The 22,303-nt window shown below is 72.2% G+C and carries 19 protein-coding genes; 3 read left to right on the forward strand and 16 right to left on the reverse strand.

Features of this window, described 5'->3' with window-relative positions; genetic code table 11:
* Positions 1-134: 134 nt before the first annotated feature.
* The 3 genes from M8C17_RS30695 to M8C17_RS30705 are packed head-to-tail and all read right to left on the reverse strand — an operon-like array spanning position 135 to position 2,051.
* Positions 135-785 carry a DUF3618 domain-containing protein gene (locus tag M8C17_RS30695; protein WP_252420126.1) on the reverse strand — a complete coding sequence of 217 codons (651 nt, stop codon included), beginning with the start codon at positions 783-785 and terminating at the stop codon, positions 135-137.
* The gene (locus tag M8C17_RS30700; protein WP_252420128.1) at positions 782-1,249 is read right to left on the reverse strand and encodes a phage holin family protein; all 468 of its coding nucleotides are present in this window, start codon (positions 1,247-1,249) and stop codon (positions 782-784) included. Before M8C17_RS30700 ends, M8C17_RS30695 begins: the two co-directional genes overlap by 4 nt.
* Positions 1,250-1,280: 31 nt before the next feature.
* Positions 1,281-2,051, reverse strand: coding sequence for a hypothetical protein (locus tag M8C17_RS30705; RefSeq protein ID WP_252420130.1), 771 nt, complete (start codon positions 2,049-2,051; stop codon positions 1,281-1,283).
* Positions 2,052-2,281: 230 nt separating this feature from the next.
* On the opposite strand from M8C17_RS30705, the gene M8C17_RS30710 reads away from it, so the two are divergent.
* Together M8C17_RS30710 and M8C17_RS30715 are read left to right on the forward strand one after the other, a co-directional pair.
* The gene (locus M8C17_RS30710) at positions 2,282-2,773 is read left to right on the forward strand and encodes a DUF4383 domain-containing protein (RefSeq protein ID WP_252420132.1); all 492 of its coding nucleotides are present in this window, start codon (positions 2,282-2,284) and stop codon (positions 2,771-2,773) included.
* A 72-nt stretch (positions 2,774-2,845) separates the two neighbouring features.
* Positions 2,846-3,505, forward strand: a complete 660-nt coding sequence (locus M8C17_RS30715; protein ID WP_252420134.1) for a DUF6766 family protein — start codon at positions 2,846-2,848, stop codon at positions 3,503-3,505.
* Between the two features lie 24 nt (positions 3,506-3,529).
* On the opposite strand, the gene M8C17_RS30720 is transcribed toward M8C17_RS30715, so the two are convergent.
* The 11 genes from M8C17_RS30720 to M8C17_RS30770 form a co-directional block, all read right to left on the reverse strand.
* The gene (locus M8C17_RS30720) at positions 3,530-3,979 is read right to left on the reverse strand and encodes a GNAT family N-acetyltransferase (RefSeq protein ID WP_252420136.1); all 450 of its coding nucleotides are present in this window, start codon (positions 3,977-3,979) and stop codon (positions 3,530-3,532) included.
* A 70-nt stretch (positions 3,980-4,049) separates the two neighbouring features.
* Positions 4,050-5,519 carry a GTPase ObgE gene (gene obgE / locus M8C17_RS30725; RefSeq protein ID WP_252420138.1) on the reverse strand — a complete coding sequence of 490 codons (1,470 nt, stop codon included), beginning with the start codon at positions 5,517-5,519 and terminating at the stop codon, positions 4,050-4,052.
* A gap of 92 nt (positions 5,520-5,611) precedes the next feature.
* Entirely contained in the window at positions 5,612-5,866 is a 255-nt protein-coding gene (rpmA, locus tag M8C17_RS30730; RefSeq protein ID WP_007464062.1) for a 50S ribosomal protein L27, read from the reverse strand.
* 11 nt (positions 5,867-5,877) lie between these two features.
* Positions 5,878-6,192 carry a 50S ribosomal protein L21 gene (gene rplU, locus M8C17_RS30735; RefSeq protein ID WP_074313742.1) on the reverse strand — a complete coding sequence of 105 codons (315 nt, stop codon included), beginning with the start codon at positions 6,190-6,192 and terminating at the stop codon, positions 5,878-5,880.
* Positions 6,193-6,358: 166 nt separating this feature from the next.
* Entirely contained in the window at positions 6,359-6,862 is a 504-nt protein-coding gene (locus M8C17_RS30740; RefSeq protein WP_252420140.1) for a hypothetical protein, read from the reverse strand.
* Between the two features lie 118 nt (positions 6,863-6,980).
* Complete coding sequence (locus M8C17_RS30745; protein WP_252420142.1) at positions 6,981-10,040, reverse strand: Rne/Rng family ribonuclease; 3,060 nt, start codon at positions 10,038-10,040, stop codon at positions 6,981-6,983.
* A 131-nt stretch (positions 10,041-10,171) separates the two neighbouring features.
* Positions 10,172-10,891 (reverse strand): TIGR03936 family radical SAM-associated protein, encoded by a 720-nt coding sequence (locus M8C17_RS30750; protein ID WP_308209609.1) that lies wholly within the window; start codon positions 10,889-10,891, stop codon positions 10,172-10,174.
* Positions 10,892-11,130: 239 nt separating this feature from the next.
* Positions 11,131-12,495, reverse strand: a complete 1,365-nt coding sequence (mycP, locus tag M8C17_RS30755; protein WP_252420144.1) for a type VII secretion-associated serine protease mycosin — start codon at positions 12,493-12,495, stop codon at positions 11,131-11,133.
* A 10-nt stretch (positions 12,496-12,505) separates the two neighbouring features.
* Entirely contained in the window at positions 12,506-13,975 is a 1,470-nt protein-coding gene (locus M8C17_RS30760; protein ID WP_252420146.1) for a hypothetical protein, read from the reverse strand.
* Positions 13,976-13,985: 10 nt separating this feature from the next.
* On the reverse strand, positions 13,986-14,426 hold the full coding sequence (locus M8C17_RS30765; RefSeq protein WP_252420148.1) for a hypothetical protein: 441 nt from the start codon (positions 14,424-14,426) through the stop codon (positions 13,986-13,988).
* Positions 14,427-14,695: 269 nt separating this feature from the next.
* Entirely contained in the window at positions 14,696-16,690 is a 1,995-nt protein-coding gene (locus tag M8C17_RS30770; protein WP_252420150.1) for a TIGR03960 family B12-binding radical SAM protein, read from the reverse strand.
* Between the two features lie 118 nt (positions 16,691-16,808).
* Between M8C17_RS30770 and M8C17_RS30775 the strand changes: the two genes are divergently transcribed.
* Positions 16,809-18,134 (forward strand): hypothetical protein, encoded by a 1,326-nt coding sequence (locus M8C17_RS30775; protein WP_252420152.1) that lies wholly within the window; start codon positions 16,809-16,811, stop codon positions 18,132-18,134.
* A gap of 14 nt (positions 18,135-18,148) precedes the next feature.
* On the opposite strand, the gene M8C17_RS30780 is transcribed toward M8C17_RS30775, so the two are convergent.
* Complete coding sequence (locus M8C17_RS30780) at positions 18,149-18,838, reverse strand: 1-acyl-sn-glycerol-3-phosphate acyltransferase (protein ID WP_252420154.1); 690 nt, start codon at positions 18,836-18,838, stop codon at positions 18,149-18,151.
* 158 nt (positions 18,839-18,996) lie between these two features.
* Positions 18,997-22,143 carry an isoleucine--tRNA ligase gene (gene ileS / locus M8C17_RS30785; protein ID WP_252420156.1) on the reverse strand — a complete coding sequence of 1,049 codons (3,147 nt, stop codon included), beginning with the start codon at positions 22,141-22,143 and terminating at the stop codon, positions 18,997-18,999.
* Between the last annotated feature and the right edge of the window lie 160 nt (positions 22,144-22,303).

Genomic DNA, 22,303 nt, shown 5'->3' on the forward strand with positions numbered 1-22,303 from the left:
CCCGGACGAATCGGCGCGAAGCCGATATGAGCCCGGCCGAAACTGCAAGATCGCGGAAGGCCAGGGGCGGGCGCGGAAACGACAGCTCGCGGCATCCCGGGGGATGGCCGCGAGCTGTCGTTCGTCGAGAGTGGTCAGGAGATGACCTGTTGGCGGGACTGCTGGGCCTGGTCCTTCACGTCCTGCGCGGCCGATTTGCTGTCGTCCTTGACCGCGTGCACCGCGTCCTGGGCGGTGGACTTCACCGACTCGGCCGCCTGCTGGGCCGGCTCGCGCAGCTCCTCCTTGAGCTCGCTGGCCACCTCGCCCAGCTTCTCCTTCACCGCGCCGCTGTGCTCGCCGACCTTCTCCTTGATCTGGGTCGCGGCCTGCTGCTCGCGGCGGGAAGCCGGGATCAGCGAGGAGGCCAGCCAGCCCACACCGAAGGCGATCAGGCCGGCGGCGAGCGGGTTGCCCTCCGACTTCTGCCGGATCACCCGGGGCGCGCTGTGCGCGGCGTCGCTGACGCTGGAGGCCGCCGAGTGCGCGGCGTCGCTGACGCTGGAAGCCGCCGACGAGGCGCGGTCGCCCACCGAGTGGGCGGCGTGGCCGGTGCCGTGGCCGAGGTCAGACGCGGTTCCCATGACCTTGTCCCTCACATTCTGCAGCGCGGAGCGGGCCCGCTGCTTGCGGTCGTCGACGATGCGGCTGGGGCTGACCTTGTACGCCAACGCATCCACATCGGAGCTGAGGCTGTTGCGGGTGGCTTCGATCTCCCGGCGGATCTGGTCGGGATCGGTGCTCATCGGGTGACTCCCTCCGGGTGGGGCTTGAGCGCGTCGGGGATCCGCTGCACGCTGTCGTTGGTCTGCTTGAGGCCGCGTACGCGCTCGGCGTTCTTCTTGGCCATGGAGTAGAGGACCGCGGCGATCACGGCCCAGATGACGGCCACGATGAGGCCTGCCCAGCCGGCGTCCATCACGTTGGACAGCCCGGCCCAGAGGGCCAGCGACAGGAAGAGCGCCACCATGTAGCCGCCGAAGCCGGCGCCACCGAAGAGCCCGGCGGCCTTGCCCGCCTTCTTGCCCTCCTGGCGGATCTCGGCCTTGGCCAGCTCCACCTCCTGGCGCATCAGCGTCGACATGTCGCTGGTGACCTGGCGCAGCAGCTCACCGATGGAGCTGCCCTTCACCTCCGCCGCGGTGTGCGGGGCACCCGCGTCGGGGTGGTATCCGGAGCCCAGTCCGGACCCCTGCGTCGGCATGCTCATGCCGTCGCCTCCCTTCGGATGACTCGGTCGCTCACGGGCGGGTGGTGCCGCTGGACGGCACGCCGGGCAGCGGGTCGGTCTGGTTCACCGGCGGCAACGGCTGGCCGGTGCCGGTCGGCTCGGTGTAACCGCCGGAGGTGGGCTCGGTGTACGTGCCGGGGGTCGGGTCGAGGTAGCCGCCCGGCGGGACGGCGTCGGGCACCGCGCGGGGCGCCGGCGGAGTCGGGATCACCGCGGTCTGCTCCGGGTCGTACGCCCCGGCACCCCGGTAGGTCGAGGAGCCGCTGCCAGAGTCGTCGCCGGCGGCGGAGATGCCGCGGGTCAGCCGGCCGGCCAGCACGCCGAGAACCGCCGCGCCCACCAGGAAGGTGCCCGGGTTGCGTCGCGCGTAGTCGCGTACCTCGGTGATCAGGTCGCCGGGCTCGCGCTCCTCGAGCCAGCCGGCCACGCCGTGGACCCGGTCGGCGGCCTGGCGGGCCAGCTCGCTCACCGGGCCGGCCTGGCCGCCCTGCTCGGCCATCGAGCGCATCTCGTCGGCCAGCGAACGCAGCCCACCGGCGGCCCGGCGCTGCTGCTCGCCGGTCTGGCTGGCGAGCTGGATGCGGGCCTCGCCGTACAGGTTGCGGGCCTGCCGGGCAGCCTCGCGGCCAACCTCGGTGCCCTGCTCCTTGGCGGTCTGCGCGACCGCCCCGCCGGCCTGCGCGGCCTCGGAACCGACCTGGCGCGCCTGATCGCGGACGCCACCGCCGTTGGTCGACTCCTGCCCGTACGTGGAAGTCGTGGGTGACAGATCGTAAGTCATGATTTCCCTTCCGCTCGGAAAGTCGTCGCGGTTGTGCTGGGGGGATTCGGCTGCGTCGCCGCCGCCGTCGACAATTCACCTACCCTCCGTTCCGGCTTCCATACCTCTTCGTGCATTTCTCTGCGCGGCCGGTCGGATCAACTTCAAAATGGAGGATCGTCGGGCTGCGTCACGTCGCCGCCGCGGACAGTGAGGTTCGCAGGGCTGACAGATCCACGGAGGTGGCAGCGATGGCACGAGACGCGCGAGGGGCCCGATCGGCGGGTTCCCGGCCCCGGGTGCAGTCGGCTGCGCTGGCCGTGGCCGGTGTCTTCCTGCTGGTCGGCATCCTCGGCTACATCCCCGGCATCACCACCGACTACGGCGAGCTGAGGTTCGCCGGGCACCACTCGGACGCCAAGCTGCTCGGGCTGTTCCAGGTGTCGATCCTGCACAACGCGGTGCACCTGCTGTACGGGTTGGCCGGCCTGGTGCTGGCCCGCAGCGTCGCCGGATCCCGGCTCTTCCTGGCCGTCGGCGGCGCCAGCTACCTGGCCCTCTGGCTGTACGGGCTGGCGATCGAGGGGATCGACCCGGAGAGTGGGGCGAACATCCTGCCGATCAACGACGCCGACAACTGGCTGCACCTCGCGCTCGGCTTCGGCATGCTGGCGCTCGGGCTGCTGCTGTCCAACCGGGCAGGCACCGGCGGGCGTCTGGACACCCCCCTCGACCGGCCCTGACCTGGCGTTGCGGCGGTTTCGTCGTCGCAGGAGTGTGGGTAACGGGGGGGTTGATCCTTGAAGGAGGACGACATGCCTCGGTGGCTACGCGACAACGCGCTGAGCATCGCCATGCTCGGCGCGTTCCTGGTTTTTCTGGTGTTGCAGAGCATCTTCGGGTGGCAGACCCACAACGAGGAGTTGACCGAGTTCGGGGCCGCGCCGCTGAGCTGGCCGGCGTACCTGACCACCGGGCACTTCGCCGAGGCGGTCTTCGAGAACTGGGAGTCCGAGTTCCTCCAGATGGGCGGGTACGTGCTGCTCACCGCGTACCTGGTGCAGCGCGGTTCGGCCGAGTCGAAGCCGATGGACCAGACCGACCGGCCGGAGGACGACGAGCGCCGGGCCACCGCGCAGTCGCCGTGGCCGGTGCGCGTCGGCGGGCTGCCGCTGGTGGTCTACCGCAACAGCCTGTCCATCGCACTGCTGCTGATCTTCGCCGGCTCGTTCGTGGGGCACCTGCTCGGCGGCACCGCCGCGTACAACCAGGAGCAGGCGTTGCAGAGCGGGGCACCGCCGATCGGGGTCTGGGACTTCCTCGGCACCAGCGACTTCTGGTTCCAGTCGATGCAGAACTGGCAGAGCGAGTTCCTGGCGGTCGGCGCGCTGATCCTGCTGAGCATCGTCCTGCGCCAGCACGCCTCACCCGAGTCCAAGCCGGTCACGGTCGAGCACGCCAGCACCGGCGCCTGAGCGCCGGGTGCGGCGGCGCGGCCGTCAGGCCGCGACCGGCAGCCGCTTGGCGAAACAGACGCTGTACGGGTTGTGCACGTACTCGCCGTAGACCGGGATCGGGTCGTAGCCGCACGAGGTGTACAACCCGATGGCGGCCGGCAGGTAGGTACCGGTCTCCAGGCAGACCACCGAGTGCCCCTGCCGGAACGCCAACTCCTCCAGCGCGCCGAGCAACTGGCGGGCGATCCCCCGCCCCCGGTACGCCGGCCGGACGTACATCCGCTTGACCTCGCCGGTGGCGGCGTCGAGCGACTGGAGCCCGCCGCAGGCGACGGCCCGGCCGTTCAGCACCACCGCGAGGTAGCGGATGTCGTCGTGGGTGACGGTGACCTGCCCGTCCAACCCGCCATCGGCCTCGCGCAGCTCACGCTGCTGCGCGATGACGAGGGCGGAGATCTCCGCATCGATGGCGGGCCGCGATTCGATCAGCATCACCCAACGCTAGGCCGGGCTGATTTCGCGGAGGTTTCCGGCAATCAACCCGATCACGGAGCGCAACGGGCTATTCGGCGTCGTCCTCGTCGATGTCCACGACGTCGTCGGACGCGTCGGCACCCACCTCGTCACCCGAGCGCACCCGGCGAGCCTTGCGGGCGGCGAGCCGTTCCGCCGCACGTGCCCGGTTCGACCTCGCCTCCAGCCGGACGTCGGTGCCCCGGTTGCCGGGCGTGAACTCCACGCCGGCGTAGAGCGTCGGCTGCCAGTCGAACTCGCGCGCGCCGATCCGGACCAGGTCGCCGGGCTGCGCGCCGGCCTTGGCCAGCTTGTCCTCCACCCCGAGCCGGGCCAGCCGGTCGGCCAGGTAGCCGACCGCCTCGTCGTTGTCGAAGTTGGTCTGCTTGACCCACCGCTCCGGCCGGACGCCCCGGACGGTGAACGAGCCGTCCGTCTCGGCCGTGATGGTGAAGCCCTCGTCGTCCACGGCCGTCGGCCGGATGACGATCCGGGTCGGCTCGGCCGGCGGCGCGGCCTTGCGCTGCGCGTCGACCAGCTCGGCCATCGCGTAGGTGAGCTCCTTGAGCCCCTCCCGGGTGGCCGCGGAGACCTCGAACACCCGGTAGCCGCGCTCCTCCAGGTCGGGACGCACGATCTCGGCGAGGTCGCGGCCGTCCGGCACGTCGACCTTGTTCACGGCCACCAGTCGCGGGCGGTCGGCCAGCCCGCCGTACTCGTTCAGCTCGGCCTCGATGGTCTCGATGTCGGCGACCGGGTCGCGGCCCGGCTCCAGGGTCGCCGAGTCGATGACGTGCACCAGCACGGCGCAGCGCTCGATGTGCCGCAGGAACTCCAGGCCCAGCCCCTTGCCGGTGGCCGCGCCCGGGATCAGGCCCGGCACGTCGGCGACGGTGAAGGTGTGGTTGTCCACCCGGACCACACCGAGGTTGGGCACCAGGGTGGTGAACGGGTAGTCGGCGATCTTGGGCTTGGCGGCGGAGATCACCGAGATCAGCGACGACTTGCCGGCCGACGGGAAGCCCACCAGGCCCACGTCGGCGACGCTCTTGAGCTCCAGCACCACGTCCAACTGGTCGCCGGGCTCACCCAGCTCGGCGAAGCCGGGAGCCTTGCGCTTGGCGTTGGCCAGCGAGGCGTTGCCCCGCCCGCCACGCCCGCCGCGGGCCACCTCGAAGGTGGTGCCGGCGCCGACCATGTCGGCCAGCACGGTGCCGTCGAGGGTCTGCACCACGGTGCCGTTCGGCACCTTGAGCACCAGGTCCTGGCCGTTGGCCCCGTCCCGGTTCGACCCCGCGCCACCCTTGCCGCTGTCGGCCTTGACGTGCGGGCGGAAGTGGAAGTCGAGCAGCGTGGTCACCTGCGGGTCGACCACCAGGGACACGCTGCCGCCGTGCCCGCCGTTGCCGCCGTCCGGCCCGCCGAAGGGCTTGAACTTCTCGCGGTGGATCGAGGCACAACCGTGCCCGCCATCGCCGGCCTGCAGGTGCAGAACGACCCGGTCAACGAACGTCGCCACGGCGTCAATCCTTCCAGCGAGGTCCGACCTCGCACTGCGAAAAAAGCTAAGCGGGCCGGGACCCGGAGGTCGCGGCCCGCTTAGCTTGAGAGCTACTGCTGCGGAACGATGCTGACGGTCTTGCGACCGCGCTTGGTGCCGAACAGGACCGCACCGGCCGACAGCGCGAACAGCGTGTCGTCGCCGCCACGGCCGACCAGGTCACCGGGGTGGAACTTGGTGCCACGCTGCCGGATGATGATCTCACCCGCGCTGACGACCTGACCACCGAAGCGCTTCACGCCGAGTCGCTGGGCCGCGGAGTCACGACCGTTACGCGAGCTGGACGCACCCTTTTTGTGAGCCATTGGAGGACGACCTACTTCCCGCTGGAGATGCCGGTCACCTTGACCTGGGTCAACGGCTGGCGGTGACCCTGGCGCTTGTGGTAGCCGGTCTTGTTCTTGAACTTGTGGATCTTGATCTTCGGGCCCTTGGTGTGCGCGGCGATCTCGCCGGACACCGCGACCTCGGCAAGCTTCGCCGCGTCGGTCACCAGGTCGTCACCGTCGACGAGGAGCACCGCGGTGAGCTTCACCGCGTCACCGGGAGCACCGGTGAGCTTCTCGACCTCGATCACGTCGCCCTCGGCGACCTTGTACTGCTTGCCGCCGGTCTTGACGATCGCGTACATCGGAGGCGGACTCCCTGTCGTTGAGGCTGCTGGCGGTCGTCCCCGCGGCGGCTCGCCGGGTAGCAGTGCACGGCGGCGCGGGCACACGGGAACTCGGCACACCAAAGGTGGGCCGCAGGCAAGAGTACGCCATTGCTGGCCCCGACCCCAAACCGGCCCGCCCTGGTCAGCGCGCGCACAGCTGATCGAGACGCTGCTGGAGCCGGTCCAGCTCGGTCTCGTCGATCGACTCCACGTCGGCGCCGAGCGCGGTGACCTCGGTGCCGATGTCCGTGAGCAGCGTCTTGAGCTGCGCGTCCGTGGCCCGGGCCGACTGCTCCCGCAGCGCGGTCCGCCAGCCGGCCAGCGCCGCCTCGGCCCGCTTGCGGGCCGCCTCGGCCGTGACGCTGTCCCCGGCGCCCACCGCCGCGATCATCTGACCCAGCTCCGCCACGTACGTCCGGACGGCCGCCGTGCCCGCCTCCTGGGCCGCGGCGCAGACCTGCGCGGCGTTGCCGCCCGCCGGGCCACCACCCACCGGCGTGGCGGTCGAGCCGGCGGGGAGGCCCCCGGACCCGGAGGCCGGGCCGGTCGTCCCGCCCCGCCCCTGCCCGACGGGCCGGTCGGTGGAGCAGCCGCCCCCGGCGACGAGCGTGGTGACCAGCAGGGTGACGGCGAGCAGACGACGCATGTTTCTTCTCCTGACCGGGGAGGGCCGATCCTGGGCCGGGTGGCCGGACCGGCGAGGTCCCTCCCCCGTCACTTTGCCGGGAGAGGGACCTCGTCAAACACCGGGCCGGTCAGGTGCGTCAGGGGCGGGTCCGCCGCCGGGTGCCACCCCGGCGGGAGCGACGACGGCCGCCGCCGCCCTCGGTGCTCTCCTCGTCGGCGTCGCCGTCGGCGAGCGCGTCCGGGTCGTCCGCGGCGGCCAGCCGGGCCGACTCGCCCTGCTGGGCGTCGGAGACAGCGGGCGCGGCCGCGGTGTCCGACTCGTAGCGGGACAGGTCGTAGCCCATGGTGTCCACGTAGTCGGCGTCCGGTTCGGCGCTGGTGTCGGTGTCGACGACCTCGACCGCCGTCCGCTCGGCCGGGGCGTTCTTACGCGCCCGGCGACGGGAGGACGCCGTGCCCTGCTCGGCGGCCGGGGCGGCGACCGACGAGGCGACCGCCTTGACCTTCTCCCCCGCCCCGCCGGAGCGCGGCTTCTCCGGCACCGGCTCGGTGTGGATGATGACGCCCCGACCCTTGCAGCACTCACAGGTCTCGCTGAACGAATCCAGCAGGCCCGCGCCGATCCGCTTGCGGGTCATCTGCACCAGACCGAGCGAGGTGATCTCGGTGACCTGGTGCTTGGTGCGGTCCCGACCCAGGCACTCGGTCAGCCGGCGCAGCACCAGCTCACGGTTGGACTCCAGCACCATGTCGATGAAGTCGATCACCACGATGCCGCCGATGTCGCGCAGCCGGAGCTGGCGGACGATCTCCTCGGCCGCCTCCAGGTTGTTGCGGGTGACCGTCTCCTCCAGGTTGCCCCCGGAGCCGGTGTACTTGCCGGTGTTGACGTCGACGACCGTCATGGCCTCGGTGCGGTCGATCACCAGCGAGCCACCGGAGGGCAGGAAGACCTTGCGGTCCAGGCCCTTGATGATCTGCTCGTCGATCCGGTACTCGGCGAAGATGTCGCTCGTGCCCACGTGCCGGCGCACCCGGTCCACCAGGTCCGGGGAGACGTGCGACAGGTACGACTCGACCATCTCGTACGACTGCTCGCCCTCGATCACCAGCTCGCGGAAGTCCTCGTTGAACAGGTCTCGGACCACCCGGATGACCAGGTCGGGCTCCTCGTAGAGCAGCACCGGAGCGCCGCCCTCGGCAGCCTTGGCCTGGATGTCCTCCCACTGCGCCTGCAACCGCTTGACGTCGCGGGCCAGCTCGTCCTCGCTGGCGCCCTCGGCGGCCGTACGGACGATCACGCCCGCGCCGTCCGGAACCATCTTCTTGAGCACGTCGCGCAGCCGCTTGCGCTCGTTGTCCGGCAGCTTCCGGCTGATCCCGGAGGCGTTGCCGTTGGGCACGTAGACCAGGTGCCGGCCGGAGAGCGCGATGTGGCTGGTCAGCCGCGCGCCCTTGTGCCCGATCGGGTCCTTGGTGACCTGCACCAGCACCGAGTCGCCGGAGCGCAGCGCCTGCTCGATCGAGCGGGCCCGCCCCTCCAGACCGGAGGTGTCCCAGTTGACCTCGCCGGCGTACAGCACCGCGTTGCGGCCCCGGCCGACGTCGACGAACGCCGCCTCCATGCTGGGCAGCACGTTCTGCACCTTGCCCAGGTAGACGTTGCCGGCCATCGTGCCGGACGAGTTGCGGGTCACGTAGTGCTCGACCAGCACCCCGTCCTCCAGGACGGCGATCTGGGTGCGGTCACCACGCTGGCGGACCGCCATCACCCGGTCGACCGCCTCGCGGCGGGCCAGGAACTCCGACTCGCTGAGGATCGGCGGCCGCGTACGCCGCTGCTCCCGACCGTCGCGGCGGCGCTGGCGCTTGGCCTCCAGCCGGGTCGAGCCCGACACGCCCTGCACCTCGTCGACGGTCCGGCGCGGCTCGCGGATCTTGACCACGGTCGGTACGCCGTCGTCGGCGGCCCCCTCCGTGTCACCGGCGCCCCGGCGGCGGCGACGCCGGCGGCGACGGGTCAGCCCGTCCCCGCCCTCGGACTCCTCGTCCTCGTCGCCCTCGGCCTCGGCCTCGGCGGTCTCTTCCTCCTCGGCCTGCGCCGCCTCCTCGGACTCGTCGTCCTCGGCGTCCTCGGCACCGCCCTTGCCCCGGCCCCGGCCGCGGCGACCACGCCGGCGGCGACGGCGCGCGGCGGCGCTGTCCTCGTCGTCCTCATCCGCCTCGGCGGCCTCGTCGGCCTCCTCGGTCGGCTCCTCCTCGGCCTCGATCGCCTCGACCACCTCGACCGGCTCGGCGTCGCGGCGACCGCGCCGCCGCCGGCGGGACGGCTCGGCGGCCTCCTCCACGGCCGGCTCCTCGACGACCGGAGCGGGCTCCGCCGGCCGGGTCACCGGCACGGCGTCCGGCTGCGGCGCCATGAACAGCACGGTGGGCGCGGAGAGCGCGGCACGGCGGCGGCGGGTCCGCGGCTGCTCCGGCTCGAGGACATCGGCCGGCTCGATCGGCTCGTTCGCCACAGAAGCCACGGCCACGCCCGGCGGCACCTCACCGGAGCGCTCCTGCGCCCCACTGGTCCGGGACGGCTCGGCGGCGGTCTCGCCCGGGGCGGCCTCCGTCTCGTCGAGCTCGGCCTCCGCCTCGCGCAGGTCCGACTCCGCCGGAGTCTCGACAGCAGGACGCTCCTCGACCGCGGCGGGCTCCTCGACGGCGGCGGGCTCCTCGACGACGGGCGGCGGGGTGGCCTTCTTCCGGCGCGTACGGGTCACCTTGACCGGCGGAACGACCTCGGCGGACGCCTCCTCGGCGGAGGCCGCGACCAGCGGCTCGTCGGCGGTCGTCTCGACGGGGGCGGCCTTGCGGCGCCGCCGGGTGGTCTTCGGGGCGGCGTCCAGGTCGCCGGAGACCGGGGCGAAGACCTCCGCCTGCGGCGACTCGTCACTGCCGACCCCGCCGGTGGACGCCTCGACCGGCGCCTCGGCCTGCTCCGGCTGGTTGAGCGGGGCGGCCCGACGACGGGTCGTCCTACGCCGCACCGGGGCGGCGGGCTCGGCGCTCTCCGCGCCGGCCGGCTCCGCGGAGGCGGCGCCGGTGGGGTTCGCCGCGGCGGCGCCGTCGGCGGTGGTGCTCTGGTCAGCGGTGTCGCCGGCCGGCTGTGAACCGGTCCGTTCGCCGCCCTCGGGCTCGTTCTCGAGCATGGACGTTCTCCAGTTCTGGCTGCCCCGGGCGCGGGTGAGCGCTGCCACGCAGGGTTGCCGCAAAAGTGTTTCCGCCGGGCGCGCGTGGTGCGCGACCGCCGAAGTCTGCCTGCCAGAGCACTGACCGTCGGTCAGTGCCCAACGATGGCTGCCCCGCCGCGGTCCGCATCCAACGGATCCACGATCGCACCCTGCGCGGTCAACGTGCCCTGAGCCAGCCGGGTCACCCTCGGCGAGACCGGCGGCTCCAGGTCGGCCACCACGCGGAGGCCGGAAAGGACGTCATCGGGCCGTACGGACGGGGTGACCTGCCGCACGACCAGTTCGAGTATCGCACACGGTACGGCCGGCGCCCCGGAAGGCGTCGGCGTCGCCTCGAGGACATCGATCGATATCACGGCCGCGCGAGCGTCGAAGGTGCGGCGGCCCTGCTTGGTCATCCGCTCGACCAGCACCTCGTCGGCGGCGTTGAAGGCGTCCACGGCGGCGCGCAGCACGGCCGGGTCGACCTCGGGCAGCTCGATGTGCCACAGCGACGCCTCGATCCGGTCCGGCAGGCTGCCCCCGGCGACGATCACGGCGTCCAGCACGTCCAGCCCGGGCGAGAGCGCGGCGTCCAACGCGGCCCGCAGCGCCTCCGGGTCGACCGGCGCCTGAAGGCCGATCTCCAGATATTCCGCCTCACTGGCCACCCCCGTGGGCGCGGCGCTGGCGTAGGAGATCTTCGGGTGCGGGGTGAAGCCCTGGGAGAAGGCGATCGGCACGGCGGCACGGCGCAGCGCGCGTTCGAAGGCCCGGGCGAAGTCCCGGTGGGAGGTGAATCGCAGCGGGCCCCGCTTGGCGTACCGGATGCGGACGCGCTGGACGACCGGCGCCTGGCCGCCCTCGGGTTGAGGCTTCTTGGCGATCGTGGGCTCCTCGGGTGGACCTGCGTGTCCGTCCCATCCTGGCGCAGGGCTCGTGACGGTACGCAGCCGGGGCGGCCGAAACGCCAGACGAAACGGGTTCAAAGGGGCGGCGATGCCCTGACGGCCCGCCGCGGAACGCCGACGGCCGGCCGGCGACGCAGGTCACCGGCCGGCCACGACGATCAGGAACGGTTGCCGCTGGGCGGCGGGGCGGGCGGCGCCCCCGGAGGCGGGGCGTAACCGGGCGGCGGGGCGTAACCACTGGGCGGGCCGTAACCCTGCCCCGGGGCGGGCGGCTGGTAGGCGCCCGGCGGGGCGTACCCGCCGGGAGGCGCCTGGTCGAGCAGGCCGTCCGGTACGTCGGCCGACATGCTCGCCTCGCGGCGGTACCGACGCCGGTTCCAGATCAGGAAGACCACCAGCCCCAGCAGCAGCACCAGCGCCACGGCTGTGCCGATGACGACCACCATGACCTGCTGGTCCGTGGGGCCGCCCCGGTCGCCGTGCTGGGTGACGTCGAACTCCTCGTCGGCACCCGCCGTCGGGGCGGGCTCCGGATCGGTCGCGGCGGCCGGGTCGAGCAGCGGGTTGGCGCTGACCGTCGGTACGTCCGCGCTCAGCGCGGTCACCGGATCGATCCGGCCGAAGCCGTACTGCGGATCGCGGCCGGACGGGCCGGCATCCCGGGCAGTCCGGATGATCCGGTTGATCACGTTGGCGGCGTCGAGGTCCGGGTACTTCGCCCGGATCAGCGCCGCGACACCGGAGACGATCGCGGTGGCGTCCGAGGTGCCGTCGCCCCAGCCGTAGCCCCGGTCCGGGCCGACGTTGTAGATGCCGTCGCCGGGCGCGGCGATCACCGCAGCCGGCCCCTGGACCGAGCCGGACCAGAAGTTGCCGCCCCGGGTCGTCCCGGTCACCGCGATCACGCCGGGAACGTTGGCGGGATTGTCCACGTCGGTGCTGCCCTTGGCGGTGTTGCCGGCGGCGGCGACCACGACGACGTCGCGGTCCAGCGCGTACCTGATCGCGCTCTCCTCGTCGGGACTGGCCGGCCCCGGCCCGCCCAGGGACATGTTGATCACCTTGGCGCCGCCGTCGACGGCCATCCGGACGCCCAGGGCGACGGCCGAGTCCCGGTTGGTGCCGACGCCCTCGTGCAGCTTGATGGGCAGGATCTTCGCACCCGGGGCGATGCCGTCCACGCCGTCGCGGCTGGCGTTCGTCGCTGCGATGATGCCGGCCATGTGCGTGCCGTGCCCCTCGTCGTCGACGCGCCCGTCGCCGGAGGCGCCGTAGCTGCGGCCGCCGGGAAGCACCTGGCCCCGCAGGTCCGGATGGTTGGCGTCGACGCCACTGTCGAGCACGGCCACGACCACGCCCCGCCCGGTCGAGAGCTTGTGCACCTGATCGATCTTGAGCTCGTCCAGATACCACTGCTCGGCCCGCCGGGGTGCGGCGGCCGCCGGTTGGGCGGCCCCCAGCACCAGGAGCCCCGCGAGCAGGCAGGCCGTGACCGGCCGGCGCGCTCCGACGTTCACCCTCATCCGTCCGTCCTCATCGCAGGATGCCCGGGGACGCTCCGTCACCGGAGCCCCACGGATCGTCGTCCTCAGTCAACCACGACGAGTGCTCCGAGCCGGTGCCGCCCTGCCCGGCACCGCCCTGGCCGCCCATCATTCCGCCGCCCATCATTCCGGCGCCGGCCATCCCGCCACGCGCGCCGCCCGCACCCGCGCCCGCGCCGCCGGCACCGGTCGCGTTGCGCAACGCGGTCGCCGCGCTCGTCATCGGCGGCACCTTGCCGTTTCCGCCGCCCACCATGCCGGGGATGCCGCCCATCCCGATCCCGCCGGCCGAGCCTACGCCGCCGCCGATCCCACCACCGGCGCCGCCGAGACCGGCGCCACCACCGAGACCACCGCCGGCACCGCCGAGACCGGCACCACCGATGCCGGCACCGCCGCCGAGGCCACCCAGGCTTCCGACGCCGCTGGGCGCGGCACCGGCCAGACCGGTGCTGTAGCCGTCGTCGCCGCCCGGGTAACCGGACCCGGTGGGCGGGGGCGTGAACTGCCCGGAGCCGCCGGACGAGGAACCGCCACCGCCGCCGAACTCGGCCGTGGGGGGCGGGGAGAACGGGCCGCCGGTGGTGGGGCCGCCCGTGTCGCCGATGCCCGGCGGCCTGCTGCCGATCGTGGGGCCGCCACCGATGTCGGCCCCTCCACCGTCGCCACCACCACCGATGTCCGGCCGACCCTGCGGCGGGATCCGGGTGTCGGGGCGGTAGTCGTCCGATGCGTCGTTGCTGCCGTCCGGCCCGGCGAGGGTCAGCTTGGGACGCTCGGCCACCACCGCCTGGGGCAGCGGCGACATCGCGGAGTTCGCCGCCTGCTGGTTGTCCCGGTACCAGTTGTCCAGGTGGGACTTCGTGTCCCAGAAGCCGCCCCGCTCATTGTCGCCGGCCTGGCCGTCGACCTTCATGGTCGCCTCCAGGTCGTCGGCCTTGTCGCGGAACGCGCCGTCGGCGTACGACGCCTGGTTGTTCTGGTAGTCCTGACGCAGCGCGGCGAGGAAGCCGGTCGTGCTCTCGCCGTCGCGGGCGTCGTCGAGCTCGGTGCCGTTGGGCAGGCTCCACTCGTTCAGGCCGAAGTCGTCCATCAGCGGGATCGGGATCGAGGAGACCGCCTTGCGGATGTCACCCTCGATCCGCGTCAACGCACCGCTCACGTTGCTCGCGTCGGTGATCAGATCCTCGATCTGCTTGCCGATCTCACCCAGGTGCTCGCGGTACGCGTCACCGCCGCTGCCCTTCCAGCCCGCGAGCATGCCGGGCAGACCGCCGACGTGCGGGCGCTCGGTGCCGGTCGCGATCGGGCCGACGAACGATCGGCCGACGAGCGCGTCGCGTAGATGTCCCAGGCCGGCGGAGAGGTTGTTCCACCCCATCCCGACCGATCCGACCGTCTCCGGGTCCGCGGAGAGCGTCACCTCGCGGACGCACCGCTCCCAGGTTCCTCCAGCCATGTCGTCCCCCTCAGGCCGTGTACGGGTAGGTGGGCGCGCCGGCGGCCTGCGGCGGCGGAGCCGCCGACTCGAGCAGCCGCTCGATCTCCGAGCCGTTGGCGGCGTTGCGTGCCTCGGTGTCGCGGAACGCCTGGGCGATGTCCTCGGTGCCCTTCTTGAGCGCGGCGAGCCTCTGGGAGAGCGCCTTGAGGTGCGCCTCCATGTTGGCCGTCGACCGGGTCAACGCCTGCCACTGCATGCGGGCGTCCTCGTACGCCCCGAAGGGGGTGCCGTTCGGGACGGTCTGGGCGTTGGCGCTGTCGCCCTTCATCCGCTCCTTGATGCGCTCCATCTCGTAGCAGATGGTGTCGTCGACGTACTGCTTGAGGCGCTCGACGTACGCTGCCGCGGCGTCCAGATCCTCAACGCTGACGTGCAGATCGCCGGTGTTCGGCGGCGTGATGCCAGCCATGCGCTTCCTCCCCGTTTCCCGACCCGCAGGGTCGGTCCATGTCAGACGCAGCGTATCGAGTAACGCCAAGTCACGGCAGCCCCGAGCGGTGTCGTCTCGCAGTCACCGACGTCGATGTCAGCGGCGTGGCTGCGGGAACCGGCGACGCGATGCCGAGCCCGACCAGGGCCAACGGGCCCAGAAGCAGTCACCCACCGGGCATGAGCCCGGTGGGTGACGTGTCGACTATGGAGAGTAGCGGGTGTCCGGCACCCGGCGCTGCCCCGCGATCAGGCGGAGTGGTCGCCCGCCGGCACCTTCATGCCGTTGCCACCCAGCGGGGTGAGCGGGAGGAGCTTCCGGCCGGTGGGGCCGATCTGGATCTCGGTGTCCATGGAGGGGCAGACACCGCAGTCGAAGCACGGGGTCCACCGGCAGTCGTCCTGCTCGTACTCCGACAGCGAGTCCTGCCAGTCCTGCCAGAGCCAGTCCTTGTCCAGGCCCGAGTCCAGGTGGTCCCAGGGCAGGACCTCCAGCTCGTCGCGCTGACGGGTGGTGTACCAGTCGAGGTCCACCCCGAACGCGGGCAGCGTCTCGGCCGCCGCGTCCACCCAGCGCTGGTAGGAGAAGTGCTCGCTCCAACCGTCGAAGCGGCCGCCGTTCTCCCACACCTTGCGGATCACCGAACCGACCCGGCGGTCACCCCGGGAGAGCAGACCCTCGATCAGCGACGGCTCACCGTCGTGGTAGCGGTAGCCGATCGCCCGGCCCAGCGACCGGTCCGAGTTGATCGCCTGCTTGAGGATCTTGAGCCGGTGGTCGATGACCTCCGGGCGCTCCATCGGAGCCCACTGGAACGGGGTGTGCGGCTTCGGCACGAACCCGCCGATGGAGACCGTGCAGCGGATGTCCTTGGAGCCGGTCGCGGCCCGGCCGGCCTTGATCACCTCGTGCGCCATGTCCGCGATCTCCAGGACGTCGGCGTCGGTCTCGGTGGGCAGGCCGCACATGAAGTAGAGCTTCACCTGCCGCCAGCCGTTGCTGTACGCGGTGACGACGGTGCGGATGAGGTCTTCCTTCGACACCATCTTGTTGATGACCTTGCGGATCCGCTCCGAGCCGCCCTCCGGAGCGAAGGTCAGGCCCGTGCGCCGGCCGTTGCGGGACAACTCCTGCGCGAGGTCGATGTTGAAGGCGTCCACCCGGGTCGACGGCAGCGACAGCGAGACGTTCGTGCCCTCGTACTGCTGGGCCAGGCCCGAGCACATGTCGCCGATCTCGGAGTGGTCGGCCGAGGAGAGCGACAGCAGGCCCACCTCGGAGAAGCCGGAGAACTCCAGCCCGTCGCGCACCATCTGCCCGACCGTGGTGATCGAACGCTCCCGCACCGGGCGGGTGATCATGCCGGCCTGGCAGAAGCGGCAACCCCGGGTGCAGCCGCGGAAGATCTCCACCGCGTACCGCTCGTGCACCGTCTCGGCCAGCGGCACGAGGGGCTTCTTCGGGTACGGCCAGGCGTCCAGATCCATCGTCGTGCGCTTGTGCACCCGGAACGGCACGTCCGCCCGGTTCGGCACGACCCGCTGGATCCGGCCGTCGGGGAGGTAGTCCACGTCGTAGAAGCGCGGCACGTAGACGCTCTCGGTGCGGGCGAGCCGCAGCAGCAGCTCGTCGCGGCCACCGGGCGAGCCCTCGGCCTTCCACTCCCGGACGATCGCGGTGATCTCCAGGACCGCCTCCTCGCCGTCGCCGAGCACGGCGGCGTCGATGAAGTCGGCGATCGGCTCCGGGTTGAACGCGGCGTGCCCACCGGCCACGATCACCGGGTCGGCGTCGGTGCGGTCGGCGGCCAGCATCGGGATGCCGGCCAGGTCGATCGCGGTGAGCAGGTTGGTGTAGCCCAGCTCGGTGGAGAAGGAGATGCCGAACACGTCGAAGTCGCGGACCGCCCGGTGCGCGTCGACGGTGAACTGCGGCACGCCGTGCGTGCGCATCAGGTTCTCCAGGTCCGGCCAGACCGCGTACGTCCGCTCGGCGAGGGTGTCGGGCAGCTCGTTCAGCACCTCGTAGAGGATCTGCACACCCTGGTTGGGCAGGCCCACCTCGTACGCGTCGGGATACATCAGCGCCCAGCGCACGGTCGCGGCGTCCCAGTCCTTGACCACCGCACCCAGCTCACCGCCGACGTACTGGATGGGCTTGGTGACCTGGGGCAGCAGCGGCTCCAGCCGGGGCCAGACGGAATTGGTCGCGGCCGGGCGCGGCGTCGTGGACGGGGCACTCATGATGCCCAAGGGTACGCGCCCTCCCGGCCGTGACCGCGCGCACGCCGTTATGACGCCCGGTCGGCGGGGCTGGCGGCACGGTACTAACCTCGGACCGGCGCGAGAGGAGATTGCCGCGATGCCGGAGCCCCAGCCGGGAGCAGGCCGTCCGGCCGACGGGAGCACCCCGGGCACGGAGCCGGACCAGGATCCGGCGGTCGCCGACGAGCCGACCTCCCAACCCGTACCGCCGGACCAGCCGCAACCCTCGGACCAGCCGCAACCCTCCGACCAGCCGGAAGCACCGCACCGGCCGGAACCGCCGACCGATCAGGCCGTCGGCCCGGACGAGGCCACACCGGCGGACGAGCGGCGACCGGCCGACGGACCCGCACCCGCCGCTACCGCCGAATCCCCCGCCGACCCGGCCACCACGCCCCGGTGGAGCGGTTCCGCGCCGGTGCCACCTCCGCTGCCGCGCAGGCGGGCCTGGGGCGCGTCGAGCGAGCCGACCCCTCCGCCGCCTCCCCCGCTCACGCCGGACGAGCCGCCCGAGCAGCGGACCCCGGTCGACCCGTGGGCCGGCGTGGACACCGGCGGCTGGGACCTGCCGCACGCCGAGTTGCCCCCGCTGCCCCCGACGCTGCACTACCCGGCCCCGCCGGCGACCCGGCAGTGGTCCGGTCCGCCCGCTCCCCCGGTCGGGGCACATCCGGTGTCGCCACCGGCCGCTCCACGGCCGCCGGCCGTCCAGCCCACCATGCCCGCCATGCCCGCCCGGCCGGTGTCTCCGCCCGCGCCTCCGCCCGCACTGCCCAAACAGCGCCGGGGCCGGCGATCAGCCGCACCACCACCGGTGACACCGCCGCCGGGCTGGCAGGCCCCCAAGGGGTACGTGCCCGTCAAGGTCCGCCGGCGACGCCGCTGGCCCTGGCTGCTGCTGCTCACCCTGGCCTGCTGCTGCGGCTGCCCGGCCTACTACGGGTTCCCCATCTCGGCCCAGTACCCGGCCCGGGCGGCACTGCCGGAGCAGGTGGCTGACCTGAGCCTGCGCCAGGACAGCCGCAGCACGGAGGCCGCCCGCCAGTTGGAGAACGAGGTCCGCCAGGAGCACTGGCTGGCCGAGGACACCTTCGCCGGGGTGTACGGCACCACGGACGGCAAACGGGTGACGATCTTCGGCGGCACCGGCTTCCGGTTCAGCCCGGAGGCGGACGCGGACGCGGAGATCACCCGGCTCAGCGAGCGCTACGCGCTGGACGCCCCCGAGACGGTGGACACCGGTGTGCGGGGTCGGCACGAACGCTGCGCGACCGGCCGTTCCTCGGGCAGTGACGTGGTGGTCTGCACCTCGGTCGACCATGGCAGCATCGCCACCGGCGTGTTCACCCGGCTCTCCGTCGCCGACAGCGCGAACCTGCTGAACACGCTGCGCGCGCAGATCGTCCAGCCCGAACGGAGCTGAGAACCGGGGGTGGGTCAGGCGCCGCGGGTCGGGTCCGGGTGGGCGCGCGGCGGGGCGTAGCGCGGCACGTACTCCTGGCCGGTGAGCTTCTGGATCTCGCTCATCAGCTCGTCGGTCATCTGCCGCAGCGAGGTGCGGTCATCCGGCCGGCCGGTGAAGTCCAGCGGCTTGCCGAACCGCACGGTGATCTTGGCCGTGCCGGGGCGGGGCACCCGGGCGCCGATCGGCTGCGCCTTGTCCGTACCGATCATGCCGACCGGGATGATCGGCACCCCGGCGGAGATCGCCAGCCGGGCCGCCCCGGTCCGCCCCCGGTAGAGCTTGCCGTCCGGTGAGCGGGTGCCCTCCGGGTAGACCACCACCAGGTCGCCGCCCCTGAGTGCCGGGATGGCCGCGTCGAACGCGGACAGCGCGGCCCGTCCACCGGCCCGCTCGACCGGGATCGCGCCCAGGCCGGTGAGGACGAACTTGGAGATCGCACCCTTGACCCCGGTGCCCTTGAAGTACTCCGACTTCGCCCAGAACGCCAGGTGCCGCGGCACCACCGTGCCGAGGAACAGCTCGTCGGCCACCGAGAGATGGTTGCCGGCGAAGACCGCGCCGCCGGTCTCCGGCACGTGCTCCAGCCCCTCCACGGTCGGGCGGAACGCCAACCGCAGCGTGGGCGCCACGGTGAGCTTGCCGATGGTGTAGAGCAGGGGCACTGGTCCTCCGGCGGTCGTGTGTTGCACAGGCGGTGTCACGTTAGCCGACGCCCGCACACCGCCCGGAGCGGGTGGCGGGCGTCGGGGAGCCGTGGGGGCGGCCCGGGAGCGGGATCCGGGGACGGACGGGCCAGGCTGGACCGTCCGTCCCCGACCACTCATACCCTGCGGACCACGACCGTCACCCGGTCACCCTCGCCGACCTCGCCGACGAAGCCGTCGACGCCCTCGTCGAAGTCGACGGAGTCGGCCAGCACCTCACCGGTCACGAAGTCGATGTACGCGGCCACCGCCGCGCGCACCTCCTCGGACGCCGACACCGACACCACGATCCGGTCCGAGACATCCAGGTCGGCGTCCCGGCGGGCCTGCTGCACCACCCGGACCACGTCCCGGGCCAACCCCTCGGCGGCCAGCTCCGGGGTGACCTCGGTGTCGAGCACCACCACGCCCTCGCCGCCGGGCAGCGGCGCGGAGTGCTCGGCGTCGGCAGCGACCAGGCGCAGCTCGTACTCGCCCTCGGCCAGGGTGACCCCGGCGGCCACCGGGGCGCCGTCGACCAGCTCCCACTCGCCCGCCTTGACCGCCTTGATCACCTGCTGGACCTGCTTGCCGACCCGCGGGCCGAGCGCCCGGGGCACCACGGTCAGCACCTGCTGGCAGTACTCGGACAGCTCCGCGCTGAACTCCACCGCCTTCACGTTGACCTCGTCGGCGACCAGGTCGGCGAACGGGCGCAGCTGCTCCGCCGCCGGCGAGGCCACGACCAGCTTGGACAGCGGCAGCCGCACCCGCAGTCCCTTGGCCTTGCGCAGCGACAGCGCCGCCGAGGCGACCGCCCGGGTGGCGTCCATCGCGGCGACCAGGTCGTGGTCGGCCGGAAAGTCGGTCGCCTCCGGCCAGTCGGTCAGGTGCACCGAACGCTCCCCGGTCAGCCCGCGCCAGATCTCCTCCGCGGTCAGCGGCGCCAGCGGCGCCACCACCCGGCAGAGCGTCTCCAGCACCGTCCACAGCGTGTCGAACGCGTTCTGGTCGCCGGACCAGAACCGGTCCCGGGAGCGGCGCACGTACCAGTTGGTCAGCGCGTCCAGGTAGGACCGGACCGAGGCGCAGGCGCCGGAGATGTCGTACGCCTCCATCTGCGCGCCGACCGTCGACACCAGCTCGTTCGTCTTGGCCAGCACGTACCGGTCGAGCAGGTGCGTCGAGTCGGTGCGGCGCCGCGCCTGGTACCCGTCCGCGTTGGCGTAGAGCGAGAAGAAGTACCAGACGTTCCACAGCGGCAGCATCACCTGGCGGACGGCGTCGCGGATGCCCGACTCGGTGACCGCCATGTCACCGCCGCGCAGCACCGGCGAGGACATCAGCATCCAGCGCATCGCGTCCGAGCCGTACGCGTCGAAGACGTGGTAGACGTCCGGGTAGTTGCGCAGGCTCTTGGACATCTTGCGCCCGTCGGAGCCGAGCAGGATGCCGTGGCTCAGGCAGTTGCGGAACGCCGGCCGGTCGAACAGCGCGGTGGCCAGCACGTGCATGGTGTAGAACCAGCCGCGGGTCTGCCCGATGTACTCGACGATGAAGTCACCCGGGTAGTGGTGCTCGAACCAGTCCGCGTTCTCGAACGGGTAGTGCACCTGGGCGAACGGCATCGAACCGGACTCGAACCAGCAGTCCAGCACCTCCGGCACCCGACGCATCATCGACTGCCCGGTCGGGTCGTCCGGGTTCGGCCGGACCAGCTCGTCCACCGCCGGCCGGTGCAGGTCGGTCAGGCGTACGCCGAAGTCCCGCTCGATGTCGGCCAGCGAGCCGTAGACGTCGAGGCGCGGGTAGTTCGGGTCGTCGGACCTCCAGACCGGGATCGGCGAGCCCCAGAACCGGTTCCGGCTGATCGACCAGTCGCGGGCGTTGGCCAGCCACTTGCCGAACGAGCCGTCCTTGATGTGCCCCGGGGTCCAGTTGATCTCCTGGTTCAGCTCGACCATCCGGTCCCGGAACTTCGTCACCGCCACGAACCACGACGACACCGCCTTGTAGACCAGCGGGGTGTCGCAGCGCCAGCAGTGCGGGTACGAGTGGGTGTAGGTGTCCTGCCGGAGCACCACCCCCCGCTCCTTGAGCTCCCGGATCACCGGCTTGTTGACGTCGAAGACCTGCTCGCCCTGGTACGGCGGCACCAGCCCGGTGAACCGGGTGTGGTCGTCGACCGTGACGATGGTGGGGATGCCGGCGGCGTTGCAGACGTTCTGGTCGTCCTCGCCGAAGGCCGGGGCCAGGTGCACGACCCCGGTGCCGTCCTCGGTGGTGACGAACTCCGCGCCGAGCACCTGGTAGGCGTTCTCGCCGGCCTGCTCTACGAGGAAGTCGAACAGCGGGGTGTAGCGGCGGCCCACCAGGTCCCGGCCGTACACCGTGCCGACCTGCTCGTAGCCCTCCAGCTCCTTGGCGTACGCGGCCAGCCGCGCCGCGCCGACGACGTGGCGCTGCCCGTCACGCTCCAGCACCGCGTACTCGATGTCCGGGCCGACGGCGAGCGCCAGGTTCGACGGCAGGGTCCACGGCGTGGTGGTCCAGACACCGAGCTTGACCGGCCCGCGCAGCAGCTCCGGCGCGCTCTCGTCGGCGGTCAGCTCGAACCACACGGTCAGCGTCGGGTCGTGCCGGTCCCGGTAGACGTCGTCCATCCGGGTCTCGGTGTTCGACAGCGGCGTCTCGCAGCGCCAGCAGTACGCCAGCACCCGGAAACCCTCGTAGATCAGACCCTTGTCGTGCAGGGTCTTGAAGGCCCACATGACGCTTTCCATGTAGTCCAGGTCGAGGGTCTTGTAGTCGTTGGTGAAGTCGACCCAGCGGGCCTGCCGGTTGATGTACCGCTCCCAGTCCTGGGTGAACTCCAGCACCGAGGTGCGGCAGGCCTCGTTGAACCGGGCCACGCCGAGGTCGATGATCTCCGCCTTGCTGGTGATGCCGAGCTGCTTCTCGGCCACCACCTCGGCGGGCAGGCCGTGGCAGTCCCAGCCGAAGCGCCGCTCGACGTGCCGGCCACGCATGGTCTGGTAGCGGGGCACCACGTCCTTGACGTAGCCGGTGAAGAGGTGACCGTAGTGCGGCAGGCCGTTGGCGAACGGCGGGCCGTCGTAGAAGACGTACTCGTTCTTGCCGTCGACACCGGCCGGGCGGGCCTCGATGGAGGCCTCGAAGGTCTTGTCGGCCGTCCAGTGCTCCAGCACCCGGCGCTCGACCGCGGGCAGGTCCGGGCTCGCCGGGACACCGGCGGCGGACGGGTCGTGCAGTGGATAGGCCATCGGGGGTCGCTCTCCTCGCGCAGCTCACTCGTCAGTGGGTCTGCGAGGACGAACCGTCCGGGTACGCCTCGACGACGCCCCCGGGTGGTCCGCGGTACCACCCCGCTTGGCGGTCGACGTGCGACCGCCCGCTCATTGGCCGGCTGTGACGGGCCGGACC

This window comes from Micromonospora sp. RHAY321 (genome assembly GCF_023896955.1).
Classification (GTDB): Bacteria; Actinomycetota; Actinomycetes; order Mycobacteriales; family Micromonosporaceae; genus Micromonospora.